The organism is Streptomyces sp. NPDC031426 (genome assembly GCF_055581585.1).
In genome coordinates, this window is record NZ_JBVIJE010000004.1 from 127,038 (window position 1) to 150,884 (window position 23,847).

At 70.6% G+C, this 23,847-nt stretch carries 17 protein-coding genes and 1 pseudogene; 7 read left to right on the forward strand and 11 right to left on the reverse strand.

Translation table 11 applies throughout. The annotated features are described in order from the left end of the window. Window positions 1–62: 62 nt before the first annotated feature. From ACZ5NH_RS08765 to ACZ5NH_RS08775, 3 genes are all read right to left on the reverse strand, one after another. Window positions 63–968 (reverse strand): sugar ABC transporter permease, encoded by a 906-nt coding sequence (locus tag ACZ5NH_RS08765; RefSeq protein WP_388621684.1) that lies wholly within the window; start codon window positions 966–968, stop codon window positions 63–65. Window positions 969–987: 19 nt separating this feature from the next. Continuing rightward, on the reverse strand, window positions 988–1,992 hold the full coding sequence (locus tag ACZ5NH_RS08770; RefSeq protein ID WP_388621686.1) for a carbohydrate ABC transporter permease: 1,005 nt from the start codon (window positions 1,990–1,992) through the stop codon (window positions 988–990). 100 nt (window positions 1,993–2,092) lie between these two features. Further along, a complete protein-coding gene (locus tag ACZ5NH_RS08775; RefSeq protein WP_388621688.1) occupies window positions 2,093–3,370 on the reverse strand; it encodes an extracellular solute-binding protein in 1,278 nt (425 codons plus the stop codon). Window positions 3,371–3,679: 309 nt separating this feature from the next. Between ACZ5NH_RS08775 and ACZ5NH_RS08780 the strand changes: the two genes are divergently transcribed. Continuing rightward, window positions 3,680–4,714: a LacI family DNA-binding transcriptional regulator gene (locus ACZ5NH_RS08780; protein ID WP_388621690.1), complete on the forward strand. Its 1,035-nt coding sequence runs from the start codon at window positions 3,680–3,682 to the stop codon at window positions 4,712–4,714. Between the two features lie 68 nt (window positions 4,715–4,782). Beyond that, complete coding sequence (locus ACZ5NH_RS08785) at window positions 4,783–5,646, forward strand: phosphatase PAP2 family protein (RefSeq protein ID WP_468773678.1); 864 nt, start codon at window positions 4,783–4,785, stop codon at window positions 5,644–5,646. Window positions 5,647–5,901: 255 nt separating this feature from the next. Here the strand turns inward: ACZ5NH_RS08785 and ACZ5NH_RS08790 are convergent, their stop codons facing one another. Further along, window positions 5,902–8,901, reverse strand: coding sequence for a bifunctional [glutamine synthetase] adenylyltransferase/[glutamine synthetase]-adenylyl-L-tyrosine phosphorylase (locus ACZ5NH_RS08790; RefSeq protein WP_468773680.1), 3,000 nt, complete (start codon window positions 8,899–8,901; stop codon window positions 5,902–5,904). A gap of 1,131 nt (window positions 8,902–10,032) precedes the next feature. Between ACZ5NH_RS08790 and ACZ5NH_RS08795 the strand changes: the two genes are divergently transcribed. From ACZ5NH_RS08795 to ACZ5NH_RS08805, 3 genes are read left to right on the forward strand one after another with little or no spacing between them, the layout of a single operon-like run. Next, complete coding sequence (locus tag ACZ5NH_RS08795) at window positions 10,033–10,920, forward strand: alkaline phosphatase family protein (protein WP_468773682.1); 888 nt, start codon at window positions 10,033–10,035, stop codon at window positions 10,918–10,920. 1 nt (window position 10,921) lies between these two features. Next, window positions 10,922–12,181 carry an MFS transporter gene (locus ACZ5NH_RS08800; RefSeq protein WP_468773684.1) on the forward strand — a complete coding sequence of 420 codons (1,260 nt, stop codon included), beginning with the start codon at window positions 10,922–10,924 and terminating at the stop codon, window positions 12,179–12,181. Then, the gene (locus ACZ5NH_RS08805) at window positions 12,178–13,197 is read left to right on the forward strand and encodes a TolB family protein (RefSeq protein ID WP_468773686.1); all 1,020 of its coding nucleotides are present in this window, start codon (window positions 12,178–12,180) and stop codon (window positions 13,195–13,197) included. Before ACZ5NH_RS08800 ends, ACZ5NH_RS08805 begins: the two co-directional genes overlap by 4 nt. A 30-nt stretch (window positions 13,198–13,227) precedes the next feature. On the opposite strand, the gene ACZ5NH_RS08810 is transcribed toward ACZ5NH_RS08805, so the two are convergent. From ACZ5NH_RS08810 to ACZ5NH_RS08825, 4 genes and pseudogenes are all read right to left on the reverse strand, one after another. Then, window positions 13,228–14,637, reverse strand: coding sequence for an MFS transporter (locus ACZ5NH_RS08810; RefSeq protein WP_468773688.1), 1,410 nt, complete (start codon window positions 14,635–14,637; stop codon window positions 13,228–13,230). Between the two features lie 128 nt (window positions 14,638–14,765). Next, window positions 14,766–14,846: pseudogene (locus tag ACZ5NH_RS08815) on the reverse strand (glutamine synthetase); the annotation flags it as partial. Between the two features lie 223 nt (window positions 14,847–15,069). Further along, the gene (locus ACZ5NH_RS08820; protein WP_451553360.1) at window positions 15,070–15,228 is read right to left on the reverse strand and encodes a hypothetical protein; all 159 of its coding nucleotides are present in this window, start codon (window positions 15,226–15,228) and stop codon (window positions 15,070–15,072) included. A gap of 421 nt (window positions 15,229–15,649) precedes the next feature. Continuing rightward, window positions 15,650–17,311 carry an alkaline phosphatase family protein gene (locus ACZ5NH_RS08825; protein WP_468773691.1) on the reverse strand — a complete coding sequence of 554 codons (1,662 nt, stop codon included), beginning with the start codon at window positions 17,309–17,311 and terminating at the stop codon, window positions 15,650–15,652. A gap of 477 nt (window positions 17,312–17,788) precedes the next feature. On the opposite strand from ACZ5NH_RS08825, the gene ACZ5NH_RS08830 reads away from it, so the two are divergent. Further along, a complete protein-coding gene (locus ACZ5NH_RS08830) occupies window positions 17,789–18,133 on the forward strand; it encodes a hypothetical protein (RefSeq protein ID WP_468773692.1) in 345 nt (114 codons plus the stop codon). Between the two features lie 72 nt (window positions 18,134–18,205). Here the strand turns inward: ACZ5NH_RS08830 and ACZ5NH_RS08835 are convergent, their stop codons facing one another. Both ACZ5NH_RS08835 and glnA read right to left on the reverse strand, forming a co-directional pair. After that, on the reverse strand, window positions 18,206–19,174 hold the full coding sequence (locus ACZ5NH_RS08835) for a ferritin family protein (RefSeq protein WP_468773693.1): 969 nt from the start codon (window positions 19,172–19,174) through the stop codon (window positions 18,206–18,208). An 850-nt stretch (window positions 19,175–20,024) separates the two neighbouring features. Continuing rightward, window positions 20,025–21,386: a type I glutamate--ammonia ligase gene (gene glnA, locus ACZ5NH_RS08840; RefSeq protein WP_451553356.1), complete on the reverse strand. Its 1,362-nt coding sequence runs from the start codon at window positions 21,384–21,386 to the stop codon at window positions 20,025–20,027. 324 nt (window positions 21,387–21,710) lie between these two features. Here glnA and ACZ5NH_RS08845 point away from each other — a divergent pair, with 324 nt between their 5' ends. Further along, on the forward strand, window positions 21,711–22,895 hold the full coding sequence (locus ACZ5NH_RS08845; RefSeq protein WP_468773696.1) for a globin domain-containing protein: 1,185 nt from the start codon (window positions 21,711–21,713) through the stop codon (window positions 22,893–22,895). A gap of 384 nt (window positions 22,896–23,279) precedes the next feature. Here ACZ5NH_RS08845 and ACZ5NH_RS08850 read toward each other — a convergent pair whose 3' ends face one another. Then, a complete protein-coding gene (locus ACZ5NH_RS08850; RefSeq protein ID WP_388621706.1) occupies window positions 23,280–23,732 on the reverse strand; it encodes an RrF2 family transcriptional regulator in 453 nt (150 codons plus the stop codon). Window positions 23,733–23,847 lie beyond the last annotated feature (115 nt).

Consider the following 23,847-nt stretch of genomic DNA (forward strand, 5'->3'; position numbering starts at 1 on the left):
TCGGATGGGCACCGCGGCCGCCTACCCGCGCGGTGAGGCGCGCGGGAGTCCCGGGGTGGGCGTCAGCCCTTGGTGCCGCCGGCGGTGAGACCGGTGACGAGGTTCTTCTGCACGAGGTAGAAGAACACCGACACGGGTATCGCGATCAGCACCGCGGTGGCGGCCATGTAGTTCCACTGGGCGTCGTGCTCGCTGACGAAGGTCTGCAGACCGACGGCGAAGGTGTACTTCGAGTCGTCCAGCATGAAGGTGGTCGCGAAGGCGACCTCGCCGACGGCGGTGATGAAGTTGTAGAACGCGGCGACGGCCAGGCCCGGGCGGGCCAGCGGCAGGATCAGCCGGAAGAAGGTGCCGAAGGGGCTCAGTCCGTCGACGCGTCCGGCCTCGTCGATCTCGAAGGGGATGGTGTCGAAGTACCCCTTGAGCAGCCAGGCGCTGTACGGCACGGCGGTGGTGCAGTTGATGACGATCAGCGCCCAGTAGGTGTCGATGAGATCGAGCTGGCTGAAGATCTCGTACATCGGCACGATCAGGATGGCGATCGGGAAGGCCTGGGTGAGCAGCAGGACCCACATCAGCTGCTTGTAGCCGGGGAAGCGCATCCGGGAGACCGCGTAGCCGGTGGTGGCGGCGACGAAGACGCCGATCAGGGTGGTGCCGCCGGCCACGATCATCGTCGACTTGAACCAGTCGAAGAAGCCGGTGTGCTGCAGCACGAAGCTGTAGTTGGAGAAGCTGAGCTTGCCCAGGATCTTGCCCGGGTGCAGGTAGTCGTCCTTCTCGGGGCCGAGCGACAGGAAGATCAGCCAGGCCACCGGGGCGAGTGCGATCAGGCTCGCGAGGGCGAGGCCGCCGTGCAGGAGGGCGGCGCCGAGCGGGCCGCGCTCGCCGCGCCGGCGGACGCGGCGCGCGGACTGCGCGGCGGGGACGGGCCCGGCCTCGGTCTTTTCCAGGGTCGTGGTGCTCATGGCGGCGGCTCCTGCGGCGTCAGACGGCGAGCTGGTCATTGCGCTTCAGCCAGCGGAAGTAGAAGGAGGTGAAGACGGTGATGATCGACAGCAGCAGTACGCCGTACGCGGCGGACTGGGCGAAGTCGCGCGGCTGCTGTCCGAAGCCCAGGAAGTACGCCCAGGTGACGAGGATCTGGGCGTCGGGGGCGCTGGTCGGGCCGAACAGCAGGAAGATGATGGCGAACTGGTTGAAGGTCCAGATGATGCCGAGGAGTACGACGGTGGAGCTGACGGACCTCAGGCCCGGCAGGGTGACGTGCCGGAAGCGCTGCCAGGCACTGGCGCCGTCCATCTCGGCCGCCTCGTAGAGCGAGGAGTCGATGGACTGCAGTCCGCCGAGCAGCGAGAGCATCATGAACGGCACACCACACCAGGTGTTGACCATGATCGCGGCGAAGCGCTGCCAGAAGGTGTCCTCCAGCCACTGCGGCTGGGGCATGTGGAGCGCGTGCAGGATCTGGTTGATCACGCCGGAGTCGGAGAGCATGATCCGCCAGGAGAAGACGGTGACGAAGGTCGGCACGGCCCAGGGCAGGACCAGCAGCACGCGGTAGAAGGTGCGGCCGCGCAGCTTCTCGTTGAGCATGAGCGCGAGGCCCAGGCCGATGGTGTAGTGCAGGGCCACACAGGCGGCGGTCCACACCACGGTCCACAGGAAGTGCGACCAGAACCGGTCGTAGGACAGCGGGCCGAACAGGATGTCCTTGTAGTTGCCGAACCCGATGAACTTGTAGGTGGCCGGGATGTGGTTGACGCCGATCGTGCGCGCCGAGTTCAGGCTGTTGGCGTCGGTGAGCGTCAGGTAGACGCCGCGGAGCAGCGGATATCCCACGATCACGGCGAGCACGACGACCACCGGGGCGATCATCGCGTACGCGTACCAGTACCTCTGGTAGCCGTTCTTGATGCGCTGCCCCAGCCCGGGCCGAGGCGCGCGGTCACCGCGGCGCTTGCCGGTCGCGCGGTCGATGGCGACTGTCATGGTTCGACACCTTCAAAACGATCAGGGGTTGGCCGGGCACAGGGCGGTGGCCGCCGGATCCTTCCCCTCCTGACGAGAGGATCCGGCGGCCACCCGGGCGTCACTTGCTGAAGTCGGGCACCAGCTTGGCGATGGCGACCTCGGCGTTGCTCAGACCCTTGTCCAGCGACTCCTTGCCGTCGGCGACCTTCGGCAGCTCGGTGTCGAGCGGACCCCACAGGCTGCTGTACTCGGGCAGCGCCGGGCGGGGCTGGGCGGCGGGCAGGACGGCCTGGTAGCCGGCGATGCCGGGGTCGGCCTTGACCTGGGCGGTGTAGGCGTCCTCACGCGTGGGCAGGGTGGAGTTCTTCAGCGCGATGGTCTCCTGGGAGGCCGCCGAGGTCATGAACTTCACGAACTTCAGCGCCGCGTCCTGGTGGGACTTGTCCGAGCCGGCGTAGACCGCGAGGTTGTGGCCGCCGGTCGGGGCGCCCGCCTTGCCGGAGGAGCCGGCCGGGACGGTGGCGATGCCGAGGTTGGACTTGTCCGTGAAGGCGCTGCCCTTGTAGAAGTTCGTGATCTCCCAGGGGCCCTGGATGATCGCGGCGACCTTGCCGTTGACGAACGCGTCCTGGATGTGGGCGTAGGCGTCGGCGGTGGTGTCGGCCTTGTGCAGGCCCTTGCCGGAGAACGTGCTCAGCCAGGTGCCGTAGGCCTTCTTGGCGGCGGCCGAGTCGACGGTGATCTTCTTGGCGGTCGCGTCGACGGTGTCGGTGCCCTCGCCGTAGAGGAAGGTCTGGGCGTAGTAGGCCTGGGTGGAGCCCCAGTAGCCGAACTGGCCGGTCTTGGCCTGGATCTTGGCGGCGTCGGACTTCAGCTCGTCCCAGGTCTTGGGGGCCTCGGTGATGCCGGCCTTCTTGAACAGGGCCTTGTTGTAGACGAGGGCCAGGGTGTCGGTGACCAGCGGCACGCCGTAGGTCTTGCCCTGGTACTGGGCCTGCTGGATCAGGCTGGGCTGGAACTTGGCCTGGTCGGCGAGGGCCTCGGTGCCGTCCAGCGGCAGGAAGTAGCCCTTCTTGGCGAAGGCCGGGGTCCAGCCGACCTCGGAGCGCAGCACGTCCGGGGCGCCCTTGGAGCCGGCCGCGGTGTCGAACTTGTTCTGCGCCTGGTCGAAGGGGACGTTGACGTACTTGACCTTGATGTTCTTGTTGGCAGCCTCGAACTGCTTGATCAGGGCCTGGTACGTCGGCGCCTCGTTCGTGGCGTTGGAGGTGTCCCACCAGGTGATGGTCACCGGGCCGTCCGACTTACCGCTGTCGCTGCTGCTCCCGCCGCCGCAGGCCGTCGCCGCGAGGGCGAGGGACGCCACCAGCGCGGAGGCCGCTATGCCACGCCGCATGAGTTCTCCTTGAGGGTTTAGCCCGTGTGATGCCGACTGCGCCGTTGCGGCCGCCGAGCGACCAGGAACGTAACAGCGTTGTAAGCGTTGCGAAAGACCTTGCAGAAAAAAAGTGCAAGGGAACACGATGGTTACCCTGTCGTTACCGCTCAGCGGAGAGACAACACGTGTGCAAGACTCTGCAAGCTCTTGCCGCCACCAATTCGAGGGAGCCCGATGAGGCAGCAACCCAGGGCGGGCCGTCCGGCCGCTCGTGCACGGCGTCCCGTCGGTGTGCAAGGCGACATACGACCGGTACAGTCCAGTGCCGTGACCACACGGCTTGCGGACATCGCTGCGCAGGCGGGGGTGAGCGAAGCGACCGTCAGCCGGGTCCTCAACGGGAAGCCGGGCGTCGCCGCCACCACTCGCCAGTCCGTGCTGGCCGCGCTGGACGTGCTGGGGTATGAGCGCCCGGTCCGGCTGCGGCAGCGCAGCGAGGGCCTGGTCGGGCTGATCACCCCGGAGCTGGAGAACCCGATATTCCCGGCCCTGGCCCAGGTCATCGGCCAGGCGCTGACCCGCCAGGGCTACACGCCGGTGCTCGCCACCCAGACGCCGGGCGGGTCGACCGAGGACGAGCTGACCGAGATGCTGGTGGACCGGGGGGTCGCGGGGATCATCTATGTCTCCGGCCTGCACGCCGACACCACCGCCGACATGCAGCGCTATGAGCGGCTGCGGGCGCAGGGCGTGCCGTTCGTGCTGGTGGACGGGTTCTCGCCGAAGGTGCAGGCGCCGTTCATCTCCCCCGACGACCGGGCCGCGATGACCCTCGCGGTGACCCATCTGGTGTCGCTCGGGCACACCCGGATCGGGCTCGCCCTCGGGCCGAAGCGGTTCGTGCCGGTGCAGCGCAAGATCGAGGGCTTCGTGCGGGCCGTGCAGGACCAGTTGGGCCTGGACGCCCCGGTGATCGAGACGGAGCTGATCCAGCACTCGCTGTACACGCTGGAGGGCGGTCAGGCGGCCGCGACCGCGCTGATCGACCGGGACTGCACGGCCGTGGTGTGCGCCAGCGACATGATGGCGCTCGGTGCCATACGAGCCGCCCGGCAGCGGGGTCTGGACGTGCCCCGGGACGTGTCGGTGGTGGGCTTCGACGACTCCCCGCTGATCGCCTTCACCGACCCGCCACTGACCACGGTCCGCAAGCCGGTGCCGGCGATGGGCCAGGCCGCGGTGCGCACCTTGCTGGAGGAGATCGGCGGGACGCCCGCGCCGCACAGCGAGTTCGTGTTCATGCCGGAGCTGGTGGTGCGCGGTTCGACCGCTTCTGCGCCGCATGTCGTCCGTACGTCGTAGAAGGTGCGCGGCGGACCCGCCCTTGGGATGATCGGGCGAAGGACCCTTTTCTGGCAGACTTGATGCCTATGAGTGACTCGACCGTGACGCAGTCGGAAGGTCGCGAGGAGGTGGCCGTTCCTCACACCATCACGGGCGAGGACGGCAGGGGTCCGCTGCGGCGGCTGCGGCGACCGCGCCGGCCCCGGCTCTGGTTCGAGGTCCTTCTGATCGCGGTGAGTTACTGGACCTACTCGCTGATCCGCAACGCCGTCCCGGAGCAGAAGGGCAAGGCGCTGCGCAACGCCGACTGGATCTTCCGGGTCGAGCACCAGCTGGGCGTCGCCGTCGAACAGTCCGTCAACCATGCCGCCAACTCGGTCACTTGGCTGATCATCGGCATGAACTACTACTACGCCACGCTGCACTTCATCGTCACGATCGGTGTGCTGGTGTGGCTGTACCGATGGCATCCGGGGCGTTACGCGGCGGCGCGGCTGGCGCTGTTCTCGACCACCGGTGTGGCCCTGCTCGGTTACTATCTGTTTCCGCTCGCCCCGCCTCGGTTGATGCGCGGAGGGGGCTTCGTGGACACCGTGACGGTGCACCACACATGGGGCTCGATGGCCTCCGGCGATCTGAAGCACATGTCGAACCAGTACGCGGCGATGCCGTCGATGCACATCGGCTGGTCGCTGTGGTGCGGGCTGACGATCTTCGCGCTGGCGTCCGTGCCCTGGGTGCGGGTGCTGGGCCTGCTCTACCCGGCGGCCACCCTGCTGGTCATCGTTGCCACGGCCAACCATTTCTGGCTGGACGCCGTGGGCGGTGTGCTGTGCCTGTCCTTCGGCTTCACGGTGGTGCGGCTGTGGTACGGCGCGCTGCCGTACGCCCTGCCCAGGCTGCTCCCGGCCCGGCGCCCCGAGCCGGAGCGTGCGACGGCCCGGGCCTGAGCGCCGCGGCTCCGGCCGGGCGCGGGTGGTACTGCAGTGTGCCCGGCGGCGCAGCCCAGGTAGCGGCACGCTGCCGTATGCGCCCGGGCCTGAGCGCCATGGCTCCGACGAGGCGTCACCCTCCGTTGCCGTAGAACGGCTCCTCCACCACCGCGCGCCCGGCGGGTGGTACGGCGTCGTGCCCGGCGCCGTAGCCCGGGTGGCGGCGCGCTGCCGTATGCGCCCGGGCCTGAGCGCCGTGGCTCCGGCCGGGCGTCACCCTCCGTCGCCGTAGAACAACTCCTCCACCACCGCGCGCGCCCGGCGGGCGGTACGGCGGTAGGCGTCCAGCATGTCCCCGGCGTGCCCGGCGCCGTAGCCCAGGTAGCGGCCCACGGCGGCCAGCTCGCGCGGCTCGGTGGGGAAGGTGTCCCCGGCCCGGCCGCGCACCAGCATGACCGCGTTGCGCACGCGCGTCGCCAGCACCCAGGCCTCGTCGAGGATCTCCGCCTCCTCGGCGGACAGCAGCCCGGCCTCGCGGGCGGCGGCCAGCGCCTGGCGGGTGCGGGTGGTGCGCAGACCGGGCTGCTCCCAGCCGTGCCGGAGCTGGAACAGCTGGACGGTCCACTCGACGTCGGACAGCCCGCCCGGGCCGAGCTTGGTGTGCAGTTTGGGGTCGGCGCCGCGCGGCAGGCGCTCGGACTCCATCCGGGCCTTCAGCCGGCGGATCTCGCGGACCGCGTCCTCCGGCAGCCCGCGCCGCGGGTAGCGCAGCGGGTCGATGAGCTCGGTGAAGCGCCGGCCCAGCTCGTCGTGCCCGGCGACCGGCTCCGCCCGCAGCAGCGCCTGGGACTCCCAGACCAGGGACCAGCGGCGGTAGTACGCCTCGTACGACTTCAGGGTGCGCACCAGCGGGCCCGACTTGCCCTCCGGGCGCAGGTCGGCGTCGATGAGCAGCGGCGGGTCGGAGCTGGGCAGCTGGAGCAGTCGGCGCATCTCGGCGACGACCTTGTTCGCGGCGGTGGCCGCCTCGTGCTCGTCCACACCGTCCTGCGGCTCGTGCACGAAGACGACGTCCGCGTCGGAGCCGTAGCCCAGCTCGTGGCCGCCGAAACGGCCCATCCCTATGATCGCGAAGCGGGTGGGCAGCGTGTCGCCCCAGCCGTCCCGGACCACCGCGCGCAGGGTGCCGGCGAGGGTGGCGGCGGTGAGGTCGGAGACCGCCGCGCCGACCCGGTCCACCAGGGCGCCCTGGTCGGCCTCGGCGGGGTTGGTCTCGGTGCCGTAGGAGCCGACGATGTCGTCGGCGGCCGTACGGAACAGCTCCCGGCGGCGCACGCCGCGGGCGGCGGTGACGCCCTGCTCGGCGTTCTCCGCGCGGCCCACCGCGGCCAGGATCTCCTGCTCCAGGTGGGCGCGCCCGCGCGGGTCGAGGCCGCCGCCGTCCCCGTCGCCCAGCAGGGCCACCGCCTCGGGGGCGCGCATGAGCAGGTCGGGCGCCAGGCGGCCCGCCGACAGCACGCGGGCCAGGTTTTCCGCGGCCGCCCCTTCGTCCCGGAGCAGGCGCAGATACCAGGGGGTCTTGCCGAGCGCGTCGGAGACCTTGCGGAAGTTCAGCAGGCCCGCGTCCGGGTCCGCCGAGTCGGCGAACCAGCCGAGGAGGACGGGGAGCAGGGTGCGCTGGATCGCCGCCTTGCGGGTCACTCCGGAGGCCAGGGCCTCCAGGTGGCGCAGGGCGGCGGCGGGGTCGGCGTAGCCGAGGGCGACGAGGCGCTCGCGGGCCGCCTCGGGGCTCAGGCGGGCCTCGCCGGGGGCGAGCTGGGCGACCGCGTCGAGCAGCGGGCGGTAGAAGAGCTTCTCGTGGAGCCTGCGTACGACACCGGTGTGCCGCTTCCACTCCCGGATCAGCTCGGCCACCGGGTCGGTGCGCAGGCCGAGGGAGCGGCCGAGGCGCCGCTGGTCCTCCTCGGCGACCGGGACGAGGTGGGTGCGGCGCAGGCGGTAGAGCTGGATGCGGTGCTCCATCGAGCGCAGGAAGCGGTACGCCTCGTCCAGGCGGGCGGCGTCCTCGCGGCCGACATAGCCTCCGGCGGCCAAGGCCTGCAGGGCGTCCAGGGTGGTGCCGCTGCGGAGGGCCTGGTCGGTGCGGCCGTGCACCAACTGCAGGAGCTGGACGGCGAATTCGACGTCGCGCAGGCCGCCCGGGCCGAGCTTGAGCTCGCGCTCGATCTCGGACGCGGGGATGTTCTCCACCACGCGCCGGCGCATCTTCTGGACGTCCGGCACGAAGTTCTCGCGCTCGGCCGCCTTCCAGACGAGGGGTTCGAGGGCGTCTACGTAGGCTTGACCGAGTTCCGCGTCCCCCGCCACCGGGCGGGCCTTGAGGAGGGCCTGGAACTCCCAGGTCTTGGCCCAGCGTTGGTAGTAGACGAGGTGGGAGGACAGGGTGCGGACCAGGGGGCCGTTGCGGCCCTCCGGGCGGAGGTTGGCGTCCACCGGCCAGATGGAGCCCTCCACGGTGGTCTCCGAGCAGATCCGCATGAGGTGGGAGGCGAGGCGGGTGGCGGCGGTGAGCGCCTTGGCCTCGGTGGTCCCCTCGGCCGCTTCGGCCACGAAGATCACGTCCACGTCGGAGACGTAGTTCAGTTCGTGGCCGCCGCACTTGCCCATCGCGATCACCGCGAGGCGGCAGGCGGCGGCGTCCTCGGGGGCGTGCGCCTTCGCTATGGCGAGCGCGGTGCGGAGGGTTGCGGTGGCGAGGTCGGCGAGTTCGGCGGCCGTCTCGGCGACGTCCGTGGTGCCGCAGACGTCGCGGGCGGCGATGGAGAGCAGACAGCGGCGGTAGGCGACGCGGAGGGAGACGGGGTCGGTGGCCTCGGCCAGGCCGCGCTCGAACTCCTCGACGCCGGGGTGCAGGTCCCGGGGCTCGTAGGTGACCAGAGCGTGCCAGTCGCTGGGGTGGCGGGCCAGGTGGTCGGTGAGGGCGGCGGAGGCGCCGAGCACGCCGAGGAGGCGGTCGCGCAGCGGCTTGGCCGCGATGAGGGTGTCCAGCAGTTCGCGGTGGGCCGTTGGGCCGTCCTGGGCCTCCAGGAGGCGGACCAGGCCGTGCAGGGCGAGGTCCGGGTCGGCGGTGGCGCCCAGGGCTTCCAGGAGGACGGGGTCGTCGCGGACGGCGGCGAGTTCCGGGCCGTCCAGGAGGCGCTCCGCCGCGGAGGGGTCGGTGAAGCCGTGCCGGAGCAGGCGGGTGAAGGTACTGCTTCTGCGCCCCGGCGTCATCTCCGTGCCTCCCCTTGGGTGCGGCTGCATGCGTGTGCGTGCGTCTCGGACCGGAATCGTCCTGGCCAGAGCCTAACCGGAGGGGGGCAGGGGGGCTTCGCCGAGCGGGGGGCTCCTGCGGGGCGGGGTCGGATGCGGGGGCCTGCGGGGCGGGGGTGGGGGTCGGGTGCGGGGGGCTGTGCCGGTGTGGGGCCTTGAGGGCGGGTTCGGGTGCGGGGGCTGTGCCGGTGCCTGCGCCCTGCGGGGTTGACTCGGGTGCGTGAGGCGCTGCCGTGCGTACGCCCTGCGGGGCCGGTTCGGGTGCGGGGGGCTGTGCCGGTGCCTGCGCCCTGCGGGACCGGTTCGGGTGCGGGAGGGGGCTGTGCCGGTGCGTTGCCGATGGGGGCGGAGCGGGGCGCGGGTACCTGGGTCCTGTGGGTGGATTCGGGGTGCGTGGTGCCGTACGGGTGCGGGCTCTACGGGGTCCGATGCGTGATGCTCTGCCGGTGCGTGGGCCCTGCGGGGTCGGTCCGGGGGCGTGGTGTCGTGTGGGTGCGGGGCCCTGCGGGGGTCCGAGTGCGTGGTGCTCTGCCGGTCCGTGGGCCCTGCGGGGCCGGCTCGGGTGGCGTGGCGCTCTGCCGGTGCCTGCGCCCTGCGGGGCCGGTGTGCGGGAGGGGCTGTGCCGGTGCGTTGACGATGCGGAGCGGGGCGCGCGTATGTGGTGGGTCCTGTGGGTGGATTCCGGGTGCGTGGTGTCGTGCGGGTGCGGGCCCTGCGCCCTGCGGGATCGGTCCGGGTGCGTGGTGCTGTGCGGGTGTGTGGTCACTGCCTGCGGCGGCCAGTGCGGGTGCGTCGTGGCTGGGGTCGCGCCTGGCGTTGTCCGTGAGTCGGTGCCGCGCCGGGTGGTGTCCGTCCTCGGGCCGGCGGGCTGTTGTTGGGTGTTGCAAGGCGTTTTCGCCGGCCGCTGCGGGTGGACACCACCCGACACGTCCCCTTCCCGCCGTGCGCGGCCGCGGCCCCGCGCATGGGGAGCCGGAGTAGTTCATCTGGTTTTCACCGTCCCGGTTGGGTGCCGTACGGCGGGGGAGTATTGACGTGAGCATGCTCTGTCCGCACCGCCAACCCCGTCCCACCCCCACACCGGAGGTTGATGTGTCCGGCAGTTCCGTGTACCGCCGTGCCCGTACCGTCGTGGCATCCACAGCGGCCCTCGCCGCCACCGCGTTCGGGCTGTGGACCGGGATCGGCGCAGAGTCCGCGCACGCCGCGGGCGCCGTGCCGAGCCCGGACCACGTGGTCGTCGTGGTCTTCGAGAACCACGCGTACAGCCAGGTCATCGGCTCCTCCCGCGCCCCGTACATCAACTCGCTGAAGTCGGGAGGTGCCAACCTGACGCAGTCATACGCCGAGACCCACCCGAGCCAGCCGAACTACTACGCGATGTTCTCCGGCGACACCCAGGGCATCACGGACGACAGTTGTGTCACGCCCGGATTCTCCTCGGAGCCCAACCTGGCGTCCGAGGTGATCGACGCCGGCCGTACCTGGGCCAGCTACAACGAGGATCTGCCCAGCCAGGGTGACACCACGTGCGGCAGCGGCGACTACGCCCAGAAGCACAACCCGTGGTTCGGGTTCAGCAACGTGCCGGCGGACAGCGCCATGACGTTCGACCAGTTCCCGACGGACTTCTCGACGCTGCCCCAGATGTCGTACGTGGTCCCCAACCTGTGCAGCGACATGCACGACTGCTCGGTGTCCACCGGTGACACCTGGCTGAAGAACAACCTGGGTGCCTACGCGACCTGGGCCAAGACCCACAACAGCCTGCTCGTCGTCACGTTCGACGAGGACAACCGGCTGAGCGGCAACCGGATTCCGACCGTGCTGTACGGGCAGCCGGTGACGGCCGGGTCGTCCAGCTCGACCACGTACAACCACTACGACCTGCTGCGCACCCTGGAGGACACCCAGGGGCTGACCTCGCACGCGGGCAACGCGGCCTCCGCCAAGGACATCACCGGCATCTGGGCGTCCTGACGTGTACGTAGCGGACAGCCGCGCGAGTACGCCGGCGTCCGCGGACGGTGCCGTCCGGCCACTGGCCGGGCGGCGTCGTGCCGCGATCGCCCCGACCGTGCTCGCGCTCGGAACGGTCAGTCTGGTGACGGACGTGTCGTCCGAGATGGTCACGGCCGTACTGCCGTTGTACCTGGTCAGCGGGCTCGGTCTGTCGCCGCTGGGGTTCGGGCTGCTCGACGGCGTCTACAACGGGTTCTCGGCGGTCGTGCGGCTGGTGGGCGGGCACCTCGCCGATCGCGGCGGCGGGCGGCACAAATGGGTCGCCGGGTTGGGGTACGCGGTCTCGGCCGTGTGCAAGCCGCTGCTGCTGGTTGCCCATTCTCTGACTCCGATCGGACTGGTCCTCGCCGCCGACCGCACGGGGAAGGGGCTGCGGACGGCGCCCCGGGACGCCCTCATCTCGCTGTCCAGTACGGCGGAGACCCGGGGGCGCGCCTTCGGGGTGCACCGGGCCATGGACACGGCCGGTGCGCTGCTCGGACCGCTGGTGGCCTTCCTGATCCTGCGGGCGACGGTCGACGGATACGACGCGGTGTTCACCGTCAGCTTCTGCATCGCGGTGCTGGGCGTGCTGGTCCTGGTGCTGTTCGTGCCGGGCGGGCGCGGTGGCGCGGCCGCGGACGAGCGGCCCACCCTGCTGGGTGCGGTGGGGCTGTTGCGGCGGCGGGGGCTGCGGCGGATCGCGGTGTGCGCGCTGCTGCTGGGGCTGGCCACGGTCAGTGACTCGTTCGTGTATCTGCTGCTCCAGCGCCGTCTCGGCGTCCCGGACCGGTGGTTCGCGCTGCTGCCGCTCGGTACGGCCGCCTCCTTCCTGCTGCTGGCGGTGCCGCTCGGACGGCTCGCGGACCGGGTGGGCCGGTGGGCGGTGTTCGTCGCCGGGCACGGTGCTCTGCTGGTCGCGTACGCGCTGCTGCTCACCGCGTGGCACGGCTCGGCCCTGCCGTACGTCGTCCTCGCCCTGCACGGCGCCTTCTACGCGGCCACCGACGGGGTGCTGATGGCGGCGGCCTCGGACGGGGTGCCGGAGGCGCTGCGCTCGTCGGGGCTGGCCCTGGTGCAGACGGGGCAGGCCGCGGCCCGGTTCACCTGCAGTCTGCTGTTCGGCGTGGCCTGGACGGTGTGGGGCGACCGGGCGGCGCTGGCGGGCGCGGCGGTGGCGCTGGCCGCGTGTGCCGCCTTCTCCCTCACCCTGCGCCCGAAGGGGACGGTGCCCGCATGACCGTACGCAACCGCGTCCTGATCCTGGTCGGCGCCGTCGCCGTGCTCGCGGCGGTGGGACTGGCGTCCGTGCTGCACGCCTCGGCCCGCGCCGACCGCCGTGACCAGGCGCAGGCGGGCGGTCCGCGGGTCATGGTGGGGGCGGTGACGCTGACCGGGCACGGGCGGATGGTGTTCCGGAACATGGCGTGGGGGCCGCACCGGGACGAGCTCGTCAGTGTTCCGGCCGGCGATCCGTCGGGGGCGCGGACGGCGTCCGGGGTCAAGTGCCTGCGTTTCCATGCCGCTTCGGGCACCGGTGTCTGTCTGCAGGCCGTGCACGGCCCGGTCTCGGACACCTACCGGGCACTGATCCTGGACGCCCGCCTGCGCACCGTCCACCGGTACGACGTCCCGGGCATCCCGTCCCGCGCCCGCGTCTCCCCCACCGGCCGCTTCGCCGCCTGGACGGCGTTCGTGGGCGGCGACTCCTACGCCGGTACGAACTTCTCCACGCGTGCGGCGATCGTGGACACGAGGAGCGGTGAGCTGATCCCGTCCCTGGAGGCCTTCCGCATCGTCAGTGACGGGCACACCTACCACGCGGCGGACGCCAACTTCTGGGGCGTGACGTTCGCGGCGGACGACCGCACGTTCTACGCGACGCTGGCGACGAAGGGACGCACGTATCTGATCCGGGGCGACCTGCGCGCCCGTACGGTCACGACCCTGCACGCGAACGTCGAGTGCCCGTCCCTGTCGCCCGACGGCACCCGGATCGCCTACAAGAAGCGGGTCGAGGGCCTGCCGAAGGACGCCCCTTGGCATCTGTACGTCCTGGACCTGCGGACCATGCGGGAGACTCCGCTGGCCGAGCGGCGGAGTGTGGACGACCAGGTGGTGTGGAAGGACGCCCGTACGGTTGTGTACGCGCTGCCGGGTGACTACGGCGCCGATCTGTACCAGGTGCCCGCGGACGGGTCGGGGGTGGCTCGGCGGATCAGTACGGCTGCCGTGTCGCCCGCGTACGTCCCCTGACGCCCGGACGAGCCGGTGCGGCGCCCCCGGTCATCGGTCGCCCACGTCCGCCTTCGCCGGGACACACCGCCAGGCAAGCGCCGCGGCGGTCAGGTAGGCGAGGGCGCCGACGGCCATGCTGATGCGCACTCCGGCGCCGGCCGCCAGCAGGCTGCCGCCGAGGGCCACGCCGGTGGCGCTGCCGATCTGACGGGTGGTGTTGAACAGGGCGGAGGCGGCCCCCGCGTATGCCGGCGGTGCGGCGCCCATCACGGTGGCGGTCGAGCCGGTGAGGGCGAAGGACGTGCCGAACCCGGTGGCCATCATCGGGGCCACCAGCAGGGCGTAGGCCGGACGGGGTCCCGCCGCCGCCCAGCCGGCCAGCCCCAGGGCGCCCAGGAGCATCCCGGAGACCACCAGGGGGCGATCGCCGGTGCGGCGGCTCAGCCGTCCGGACAGGACGGAGGCGAACATGGTCATCGCCACCGCCGGGAACAGCGCCAGACCGGTCTCCAGGGCGCTGAGGCCGCGCCGGCGCTGGAAGTCCAGGCTGGCGGTGAACACCATGCCGTAGAAGGCGAAGTTGAACAGCAGGCCGACGACGGCGGCACCGCCCATCGGGCGCGATCGCAGCAGACACAGCGGAAGGGCGGGAGACCGGGCGACCCGCTCACGCAGGGCGAACGCCGCGACGGCCAGCACGGTCAGGCCCAGCCCGGCGAGTACGGCGGGATCGGACCAGCCGCGCCGTCCGGCCTCGTTCAGCGCGGCGGTCAGCAGGGCCACCGCCGCGACGACGGTGCACTGTGCCGGCCAGTCCAGGGCCCGGGCGGCGTTGCGCGGCGAGGGCGCGACGTACCGCAGTGTCAGCAGCAGGCAGGCCGCGCCGACGGGCAGATTGATGAGGAAGACCCACCGCCAGCCCACCGTGGACACCAGCAGCCCGCCGAGCAGCGGTCCGGCGGAGGCCGCGATGCCCGCCATCGACCCCCACAGCCCGAAGGCGCGCGAGCGCGCCGCCGGCGCCGGATAGGCCTGCTGGAGCAGGGCGAGGGAGCCGGGCACAATCAGCGCGGCGCCGCCCCCTTCCACCAGGCGCGCAGCCACGAGGACGGCGGCGCTCGGCGCGAGCGCGCAGGCGGCCGAGGACACCGTGAACAGCGCGACACCGCAGCAGAAGACGCGCCGGTTGCCCAGCCGGTCGCCCAGCGCGCCGCCGGTCATCAGGAGCCCGGCGAAGACCAGGGTGTACCCGTCCGTGATCCACTGGATACCGGTGAGCGAGGCCGACAGCTCCCGGCCCACCACCGGCACGGCCACGTTGATGATCGTGACGTCCAGGATGACCATGAAGTACCCGGCGCACACGGCCAGCAGCGGCGCCGGGGACCGCCGGGCGACCGCCGAGGCCGGTCCGGTGCGCCCGGGCGCACCGCCGCCCGCCGGCTCCGCGAAGGGCACGTCGCCGACTCCGTCCTGTCCGCGGAAATCCCTGAGCAGTGAGCATGCTAGGGCGCTCGGAGCGGCGAATCGACGATCTCCGGCCCTCCCACGGCCCGGGTGTCGGCGTGCTTCCCTCTGACCTGCCGCTACAGCACCGGCAGGTTCTTCCGCAGCTCGAAGGCGGTGACCTCGGAGCGGTACTCCTCCCACTCCTGGAAGTGACGTCGACCCGAACCGACCTCATGCCATCGACGTGGGCGCAGCCCTGACCTGTGCTCGCGGGGTGGTCATTGGTTGTTGATGGTCGCCGTGGGCCACCCTTCGACGGCCCACAGACGGCCCAGCCCTCACCTCGCGGCCCGATGGTCCACGGATGTGCGTGGTTGTCCGCCGGTGTACGCAGGCGTTGTCACTCAGTTAGACACTCACACGGAAGGCGTGGCGCCAGTTTCAGTCGCCTGCGAACCACAGATAGCTGCCTCGGGTGACCGCGCACTGTTGCAGCATCGTGGCGAGGTCGTCCAGTGCGGCGAGCTGACGCTCATCACCGCACCGCTGCCTTAGATCGTGGATGTCCCGGAGGGCGACTGCGGCCTCCTGCTCGTTCATCAACGTATCCCCGTACGGATCGATGGCAGTGAGCCTCCCGGATACCCCAAGGAGTTGGAGCGAGCCGAGTGCATCGGCCAGCGCGTCGCCGTGTCCGTAGGAGCTCCGCAGGAGCGTTGCGCGGGACTTCCGCCAGTTGTTGCGGGCCGGCCGTGCTGAGTGCAGCTCCAGATCAATCCCCATGCTTCATGATGCACACGCTGTGCCGCTGCACAGCCACAACTGATCACAGGCGGCCGTGACCTGCGGGCGCCTAACCGATCAGTGCCCTGACCTGCTGTTGAGTTGTCGGCACCTGTCGACGTTGGTCACCATTGAGCGCCCTTCCACGGCCCTAGGACGGCCCGGAAGGGCGCTCGCGCTTGAGCACCGCTTTAGGAGTTCGATCCGAGCCCGCCCACTCGGGGTCGTCGGCAGGCGGTCAGCGGACTGGCAGCGACTTGGTGTGCTCCTTCTGCACGGCCTGCAGGCTCTGCGGGTCAAGGCCGAGCAGGGTGAGGATGGTCGGCGCGATCTGGGCGGTCTCGACCTGGCCGGCCCTGGTCATGCCGGCCCTGGTGCCGGCACCGGAGATGACGAGCGGGACGTTCAGGTCGTCGGCGTGGGCGCCGCCGTGCTCAGCGATCTTCTTCTGGCCGCCGGTGTAGACCACGCCGTACTTGGCGATGCCGAACAGGTCCGGCACCCGAGCGTCACCGGGCTTGACGCCGAAGTACGCGGCGGTTTCCCTGCCCGCATAGACCTTGCTGAGGCCGCCGCTGGTGAACGCCTTGGCCCTGCCGTTGATGTCGTTGCCCTGGCCGCTCTGCACGAGCAGGTACTGCTTGGCGAACGACGTGGCCGCTTCGGACCGGTCGTTGAGCCACAGCAGCATGCCGTCGTCGTCGACGGAGTGCGCGACGAGGTCGCCGGCGCCCGGGTGGGCGGCCTTCCAGGCGGCGTTGAGCCCGTCGAGCAGCGGGCCGTCGTCGATACGGGTCAGGGCCTTGGGGTCGGTCGGCGACTGGCCGTGCTTGGCGGACAGGATGACGTCGGTGCTGGAGGCCAGGCCCTTGGCCTTGATCTCCTTGATCATCGCGCCGACCTCGGTGTCGACGAAGTCGAGGTTGCGCTGCAGAAGCGGGCCGGGGACGCCCTTGGTGGCGTAGCCGCCCTTCAGGCCGTCGGAGGAGGGGAGCTTCTGGGCGGTGGAGACCGACTGGAAGTTCATGCCGAAGACCGCCGGGGTGCCGACCTTGTGGGCGCCGGAGTGGTCGTAGCCGTCGATCTCGTTGAGGACGGCCTTGGCCTTGTAGTTGTCGTACTGCTCGGTGGCCTTGTTGTCGGTGGTCCAGTCGTTGCCGGCCGGGTAACCGACCGCGTCGCTGTTGATCTCCGGGGAGAACTGGTCCTGGATGCCGTCGCCGGAGGGGCCGTTGAGGATGTCGTAGGCGATGTGCTTGTCCGACCAGGCGGTGCGCAGACCGGCCTTGCGGGCCACGTTGAAGACGGTGTTCACCTGCAGGTAGGAGTGCGGGTAGACCGGCTTGCAGGTGGTGGGGTCGACCGGCAGCTTGCTCGGGTCGATGAGGCTCGCCGCGTCGCCCGTCATCTTCAGGATGCTGCCCGGCAGTCCGGTCAGGCCCTGGCCGGCGTCGATGGACGCCTTGTTCTTGTCGAGGTCCTCGGTGAGGTCCACCTCGGTGCCGGGCTTGGCGTTCTTGCAGTCGGTGGTGCCGGCCGGGAGCAGGGCGTGGTTGTACGTGTCGTCGTAGTACACCCCGGTGGTGCCCGGACCGCCGCCGGTGACCTGGGCGGTCATGCCGGGGAAGGAATCGGAGGGCGTGGTGGTGTGCGCGTTGGTGTACTGCACGCCGCCGTGCACCAGGTGGGCCAGTGCCGAGTCGGGGTGCTGTGCGACGTACCAGGTCAGGTCGGACTGGTGCAATCCATCGACGGACAGCAGAAGGACGTGCTTGGCGGCGGCCTTCCTGGCCGCCGCTGAAGAGTGGTCGGGCAGCTCCGACGCCGCGGCGAGGGAACCTCCGGCGAGGGTCACCGCGGCGCCGAGGATGGCCGCGAGTCGTATGGAACGGCGGTTCACGGGTGCTTGCTCCACTAGTCGTTGACGCGGGGGTGGCACCTGCAGGTGTATGTGTCATACATGTATCTGTGGGGGCAAAAGGCTGAACAGGCATGAACGAATGAGTGGTTAGCTGGAGTTCTTCCGCTGTTCTTACGGTGTTCTTGGTGACGGGAGCCCGTGAGACTCCCGTCGCCCGCCTCGCGGGCATCGTGTCAGATACCAGGCGCGAGCTGGGCCGGTGTCCGTAACGCTCCCTTCTGCGTCACTCGTCTGCATCGTCGGGGGTGACAGCGAGCAGCAATCCGCCGAGGCTGGACATGACACAAGTGCGGCGCGTTGCCGATCCTCACGCCTGACCGTACGACCTTGGATACGGCGCCTCAAACACGCACTGCCGATGGAAGTAAGAGGTGCCGTCGCATGTCACACCGCGCTGTGAGGGGGCGGGAGGCCACGTGGGTGGCCAGGTCGGCGGGGGCCCTACTGTGCCTCGCGGTGGCCGTCATCCATGTCAAGGATCAAGGCGGCGTCACGACGACGAGGGAGCCCCACTACATCGGTGTCGCCTACCACGTCCTGGAGATCGCGGCCGTGGTCGCTGCCGCGCTGCTTCTCGCCGGCATCGTCCGATCGGGGTGGCTGCTGGCGGCCGGGGTCGCCGCGGGCCCCCTGCTGGGATACATCCTCTCCAGGGGGCCGGGGCTGCCCCACTACAGCGACGACATCGGCAACTGGACGGAACCGCTCGGGCTGGTCAGCCTGGCCGTCGAAGGAGCCCTTCTCCTTTTGTCGGTTCCGCTCCTGGCGCGAAGTTTGCTACACCGCAGAACCTTGTACTAGGGCTGCGCGGTGCGACTTGGCCGAGCCGGCGGCCGGGTGCGGACGCACCCGGCCCACCAGGTGAGGCCCAGGTCAGCGCAGTTCGTTGAGTGCCTGCTGGAAGGCGGTCGCGTGTTTGGCCTCGTCGGCGGCTGTGTCGCGGAAGTAGGTGGCAACGGCAGCGTCACCGAAGGTCGCGGCTCGATTGGCGAACCCGGGGTACAGCGTGGTTGCTTCGTTGCGCTCCCCGGTGATGGCCTTGCTCAGGTTCGTCTTCGTCGTGCGGACCAGCCCGGCCAGGACCGCTTCGCCGGCGAAGTGCTCGTGCAGCTCGACCCCGGCGGTGCCTTCGAACAACCGGGCCAGTGCCGGGTTGCGGCTCTGCCGCGCCTGGGCGGCGTAGAGCATGTACTTGGCGTGGGCGAGCGCCTCGCCGTGCATGGCGGTGTCGAGGTTGGTCCGGGTGCGGGCCGCTTTCACCTGCGGAAGGCCGGCGGGCACGGACACCGTGTTGGCCGTCGGCGGCGCCGGGACGGTGCCGCGGCCGGTGGTCACCGCTGTCAGCGCGATGCGGTAGGCGTCGCGGTGGCGGCCCTCGTCGGCGGCGATCTCGGTGAACAGCTTGGCGGCCGCGAGGTCCCCGTCGGCGCGGGCCTGACTGGCGAAGCCGCGGTACATCACCTGGTGTTCGTACGTCTCGCCGTTGATGGCCTGGCGCAGGTTGGACGCGTTCGTGCCGACCGTGCCGGCCAGGGTGGCGGCCTGGTGCAGGTGCTCGTTCAGCTCCGTCTGCGCGGTGCTGCTAAAGAGCCGGCCGACGGCCGGGTGGCCCTGGCGGTCGGCCTCAGCGCCGAAAAGGCTGTAGGAGGCGTAGGCGAACGCTTCACCCTTCATGGCGGTGGTGAGGTCGGAGAGCGTCTGTGCGCGGAGAGCCTGGGTCACGGTGTGTGTGGCCCGCTGCTGGGCGCTTGGCCTGGCGAAAGCAACAGCCGTAGCCGCCTGGGACGCGGCGGTCAGCGTGCATACGCCGACCAGGAGCGTACGTATCGAATGGCGGACCATGATGTCTCCTTCGAGGGCGCGTTTGGAGTAAGGGCTCCCCTTCCTCATTGCGGCCCGCACAGGTGTGCCCCGCCCCTTCACGTAGCCCCTTCGGGTGAGTGCACACAGTGACCACAAATCCGACGTTTACCGCGTTTTACCTGGTCAAATACATGATCGGAGTATCCGCCCTCGATCGGTTCTTCGCTGATGCTGTGCTCCGCCGCCGCGCGTCAGCTGAAGCCGATCCGAGGCGTCGTCTAGGCCTGCGGCTGGGCACGATGGCCCTGCGGTGATCGAACTCCCCGGTCTACCCGTGGAGCGCGCCACTGTACGAACGACTGTGAGGCCAGAGGCCGCGTCTGCTCGGCTCTGCCTGGGTCGACGATGTGCGGGATGGGAGCACCCTCACGCACGCCACTACGGACCCGCGGCCGGGAACGGCGCTCCCTCCATCCCGGTGCCGGCCGATCCCCCGCCGGAGGCATCGTTCTGACCGTGGCCGGTCTCGTGCGGCACTCGACTCGTGGTCTTCGGCTCGCTGCTATGCGCGCGGCACCGGCCGGGCTGGAGCGGGGCGGGGACAGGAGCGCAGGCCCGGCCGGGGGACGGGCCTGCGCGGTGAGCGGAGCGAGCCGCCTCGATCGATGAAGCGAAAGTTCGAACAGCTCACTGCGAAGCAGCGGTAGCTGGATCTCTGGGACGCCCTGAAGCAACGCATGGCCGGAGCTCCCAGGATGGCTGCAGGGCGTCGGAGATTTACTCTGACGGCCCAGAGACGGCCCAGAGGCTGTGAGACACAGCGGGGCCGACGGTCCGCGACCGTCGGCCCCAAGGGATCATCTCGGCGGAAACCCGCCCTGACCTGCCCCTACAGCACCGGCAGGTTCTTCCGCAGCTCGAAGGCCGTGACCTCCGAGCGGTACTCCTCCCATTCCGAGCGCTTGTTGCGCAGGAAGAAGTCGAAGACGTGTTCGCCGAGGGTTTCGGCGACCAGGTCGCTGCGTTCCATGAGGGTCAGGGACTCGCCGAGGTTCTGCGGGAGGGGCTCGATGCCCATCGCGCGGCGCTCGGCGTCGGAGAGGGCCCAGACGTCGTCCTCGGCGCCCGGCGGGAGCTCGTAGCCCTCCTCGATGCCCTTCAGGCCCGCGGCCAGGAGCACGGCGTAGGCCAGGTAGGGGTTGGCGCCCGAGTCCAGGGAGCGGACCTCGACGCGGGCCGAGCCGGTCTTGCCGGGCTTGTACATGGGGACGCGGACCAGGGCGCTGCGGTTGTTGTGGCCCCAGCAGATGTACGACGGGGCCTCGCCGCCGGCGCCGGCCGTGCGCTCGGAGCCGCCCCAGATGCGCTTGTAGGAGTTCACCCACTGGTTGGTGACCGCGGAGATCTCCGCCGCGTGCTTGAGCAGGCCCGCGATGAAGGAGCGGCCGACCTTGGAGAGCTGGTACTCGGCGCCGGACTCGTAGAACGCGTTGCGGTCGCCCTCGAAGAGGGACAGGTGGGTGTGCATGCCGGAGCCCGGGTGCTCTGAGAAGGGCTTCGGCATGAACGTCGCCTGCACCCCCTGCTCCAGCGCCACCTGCTTCATGACCAGGCGGAACGTCATGATGTTGTCCGCCGTGGAGAGCGCGTCGGCGTAGCGCAGATCGATCTCCTGCTGGCCCGGCGCGCCCTCGTGGTGGGAGAACTCCACCGAGATGCCCATCGACTCCAGCATGGTGATCGCCTGGCGGCGGAAGTCCATGCCGACGTTGGTGGGCGTGTGGTCGAAGTAGCCCGAGTTGTCGGCCGGGGTGGGGCGGGAGCCGTCCAGCGGGCGGTCCTTCAGCAGGAAGAACTCGATCTCGGGGTGGGTGTAGAAGGTGAAGCCCAGGTCGGAGGTGCGGGCCAGGGCGCGCTTGAGCACATAGCGGGGGTCCGCGAAGGACGGGGAGCCGTCCGGCATGAGGATGTCGCAGAACATCCGGGCGGTGCCGGGGGTCTCCGCGCGCCACGGCAGGACCTGGAAGGTGGAGGGGTCCGGCTTGGCGATCATGTCGGACTCGTAGACGCGGGCGAAGCCCTCGATGGCCGAGCCGTCGAAGCCGATGCCCTCGTCGAAGGCCTGCTCCAGCTCGGCGGGGGCCACGGCGACGGACTTGAGGAAGCCCAGCACGTCCGTGAACCACAGGCGTACGAACCGGATGTCGCGCTCCTCCAACGTACGGAGCACGAACTCCTGCTGCTTGTCCATCTTCCGCTACCCCATCCTTGCTGGTCAGGCCGCCTGTCCCCCGTCCTGCGGGAGGCGGTCGGGCACCTGAGCATCCCACCACAACACCATTTCATGCGCGTTGCGGACCTTGATCGCGGATACGTCTTCGGCCTGAACGCCTCTCGTACGGCAGATGTACTGCCACTCGCCCATCTTGCCTGCTCGGACCGGTATGCGTAATGGCCGATCCGCTTCGGACGTGAGGGAAAGCACGTCTCGATAATTTGCATTTCAGATGCAACTTTTCATAGCGTTTCGATCAGCCGGGATGTGAAGAGATCCGACGAGATCCGAGGAGATCCGATGCTGACCGAACAGTCCGCAGCCACCGTCCGCGCCACGCTTCCCGCCGTCGGCGCGGCCATCGGCGAGATCACCGAGCGCTTTTACGCCCGCCTCTTCGCCGCCCACCCCGAACTGCTGCGGGACCTGTTCAACCGCGGCAACCAGGCCTCCGGCGCCCAGAAGCAGGCCCTCGCCGGATCCATCGCCGCCTTCGCCACGCACCTGGTCGACAACCCGGACCAGCGGCCGGACGCGATGCTCAGCCGCATCGCGCACAAGCACGCCTCCCTGGGTGTGGCCCCCGAGCACTACCCGATCGTGCACGAGCACCTCTTCGCCGCCCTCGCCGAGGTCCTCGGCGAGGCCGTCACGCCCGAGGTCGCCGCCGCCTGGACCGAGGTCTACTGGCTGATGGCCAACGCGCTCATCGCCATCGAGAAGCGGCTGTACGAGGAGAGCGGCAGCACCGAGCGCCGGCCCTGGGAGGTCGTGGAGCGCATCGAGGAGACGGCGGACGTCGTCACCTTCCGGCTGCGCCCGGCCGACGGCGGCCCGGTGAGCGACTTCCGCGCCGGCCAGTACGTCTCCGTCCAGGTCGAGCTGCCCGACGGCGCCCGGCAGATACGGCAGTACAGCCTCTCCGGCGCGCCCGGCGAGTCGCTCCGCCAGTTCAGCGTCAAGCGGGTGACCGGCGACGACGCCCCCGACGGCGAGGTCTCGAACCACCTCCACGCGGGCGTGCGCGCCGGTGACGTCCTGGACCTGTCCGAGCCGTACGGCGACCTCGTCCTGGACGCCGGTGCCGACACCCCCGTGCTGCTCGCCTCCGCCGGCATCGGCGTGACCCCCATGATCGCGATGCTGGCCGACCTCGCGGCGGGCGGCCACGGCGGCCCGGTCACCGTCGTCCACGGCGACCGCTCCCCCGCCGACCACGCCCTGCGCACCGACCACGAGACGTACGCCGGGAAGCTCGCGGACGCGTCCGTGCACTTCTTCTACGAGCGGGACGCCGAGCCGGGCACCCGCGCCGGCCTGGTCGACCTCGCCGACATCGCCGTACCGGCCGGCACGCGCGCGTACCTGTGCGGCCCGCTGCCCTTCATGCGCGCGGTGCGCACCCAGCTGATCGAGAAGGGCGTGGCCCCGGCCGACATCCACTACGAGGTGTTCGGCCCGGACCTGTGGCTGGCCCAGGGCTGAGCAGCGGCAGTTCCAGCGGCACGCCTGCGGCCCTACGGCCTCCGGATCACCGGGGCGGGGGCGCGGGCGCGAGACCAGGGCCCGAGAGGTGCCCATGCCCGAGGTGGGGCGACGCAGTGACCGGCGTCGCCCCACCATCACGAACCGGCCCTCGAACCAGCGGTCGAGGTGGGCCAGGCAGGCAGACGACAGGTTCCGCGCGTTCATAGCCGACCCGGACTCCGTCGTCGTCCTGCTCGATCGCGTTGACCGAGCCGGCGAGGACTTGGCGGACCACATCCGCCGTACGCGCGTGCGGGATGCGGGTCAACTCGTGCTTCGGCACTTCCAGTTCACCGGCGATATCCCCAGGCCTTCCAGCGCGTCGACTTTCGGCCACCGGCGTCAACCGCCCCGCGGCCCCCGGGAGATGCCCAGCAGCAGCGGGCCCGTCGGGTCGGTGACGAGTTCGTCGATCGTGACCGGGTCCAGCGCCGCGTAGAACGCCTCCTGGGCCCTGCGCAGCGCACCGCGCAGGCGGCAGGCGGAGTTCAGCGGGCACGGGGCCGTACCCGCCGTACCCTCGCAGTCGACCACGTCGCCCTCCCCCTCGAAGGTGCGCACCACCGCGCCGACCGAGGCGGAACGGCCCTTGGCGGTGAGGGCGAGGCCACCGCCCCGGCCGCGCCGGGCGTCGACGAGGCCCAGGTGCTGGAGTTCGGCGACGACCTTCGCGGCGTGCGTGTAGGGCACGTCCATGTCCGCCGCGACCTGGCGGGTGGTGGGCGTGGCCTCGGCAGCCACGGCCAGTCGCATCAGGACGCGCAGGGCCAGGTCGGTGGAGCGCAGAAGCCGCATATCACAAGCCTAGGTAATGCGCATCCACGGTTCAAATTATTGCTCGGCCGCCTCTTTGCCGCGCCCTGCCTTCGGAAGTCGCCCCCTTCCCCACTACGATCAGCGGGCCCCACCC

What these genes read in the sequence shown, in the direction of transcription:
- ACZ5NH_RS08850 (WP_388621706.1), bottom strand. Translation starts at nt 23,732, where the DNA reads ATGCGGCTTCTGCGCTCCACCGACCTGGCCCTGCGCGTCCTGATGCGA.
- ACZ5NH_RS08835 (WP_468773693.1), bottom strand. Translation starts at nt 19,174, where the DNA reads ATGGTCCGCCATTCGATACGTACGCTCCTGGTCGGCGTATGCACGCTG.
- ACZ5NH_RS08785 (WP_468773678.1), top strand. Translation starts at nt 4,783, where the DNA reads ATGAGTGACTCGACCGTGACGCAGTCGGAAGGTCGCGAGGAGGTGGCC.
- ACZ5NH_RS08765 (WP_388621684.1), bottom strand. Translation starts at nt 968, where the DNA reads ATGAGCACCACGACCCTGGAAAAGACCGAGGCCGGGCCCGTCCCCGCC.
- ACZ5NH_RS08845 (WP_468773696.1), top strand. Translation starts at nt 21,711, where the DNA reads ATGCTGACCGAACAGTCCGCAGCCACCGTCCGCGCCACGCTTCCCGCC.
- ACZ5NH_RS08770 (WP_388621686.1), bottom strand. Translation starts at nt 1,992, where the DNA reads ATGACAGTCGCCATCGACCGCGCGACCGGCAAGCGCCGCGGTGACCGC.
- ACZ5NH_RS08805 (WP_468773686.1), top strand. Translation starts at nt 12,178, where the DNA reads ATGACCGTACGCAACCGCGTCCTGATCCTGGTCGGCGCCGTCGCCGTG.
- ACZ5NH_RS08775 (WP_388621688.1), bottom strand. Translation starts at nt 3,370, where the DNA reads ATGCGGCGTGGCATAGCGGCCTCCGCGCTGGTGGCGTCCCTCGCCCTC.
- ACZ5NH_RS08820 (WP_451553360.1), bottom strand. Translation starts at nt 15,228, where the DNA reads ATGAACGAGCAGGAGGCCGCAGTCGCCCTCCGGGACATCCACGATCTA.
- glnA (WP_451553356.1), bottom strand. Translation starts at nt 21,386, where the DNA reads ATGGACAAGCAGCAGGAGTTCGTGCTCCGTACGTTGGAGGAGCGCGAC.
- ACZ5NH_RS08790 (WP_468773680.1), bottom strand. Translation starts at nt 8,901, where the DNA reads ATGACGCCGGGGCGCAGAAGCAGTACCTTCACCCGCCTGCTCCGGCAC.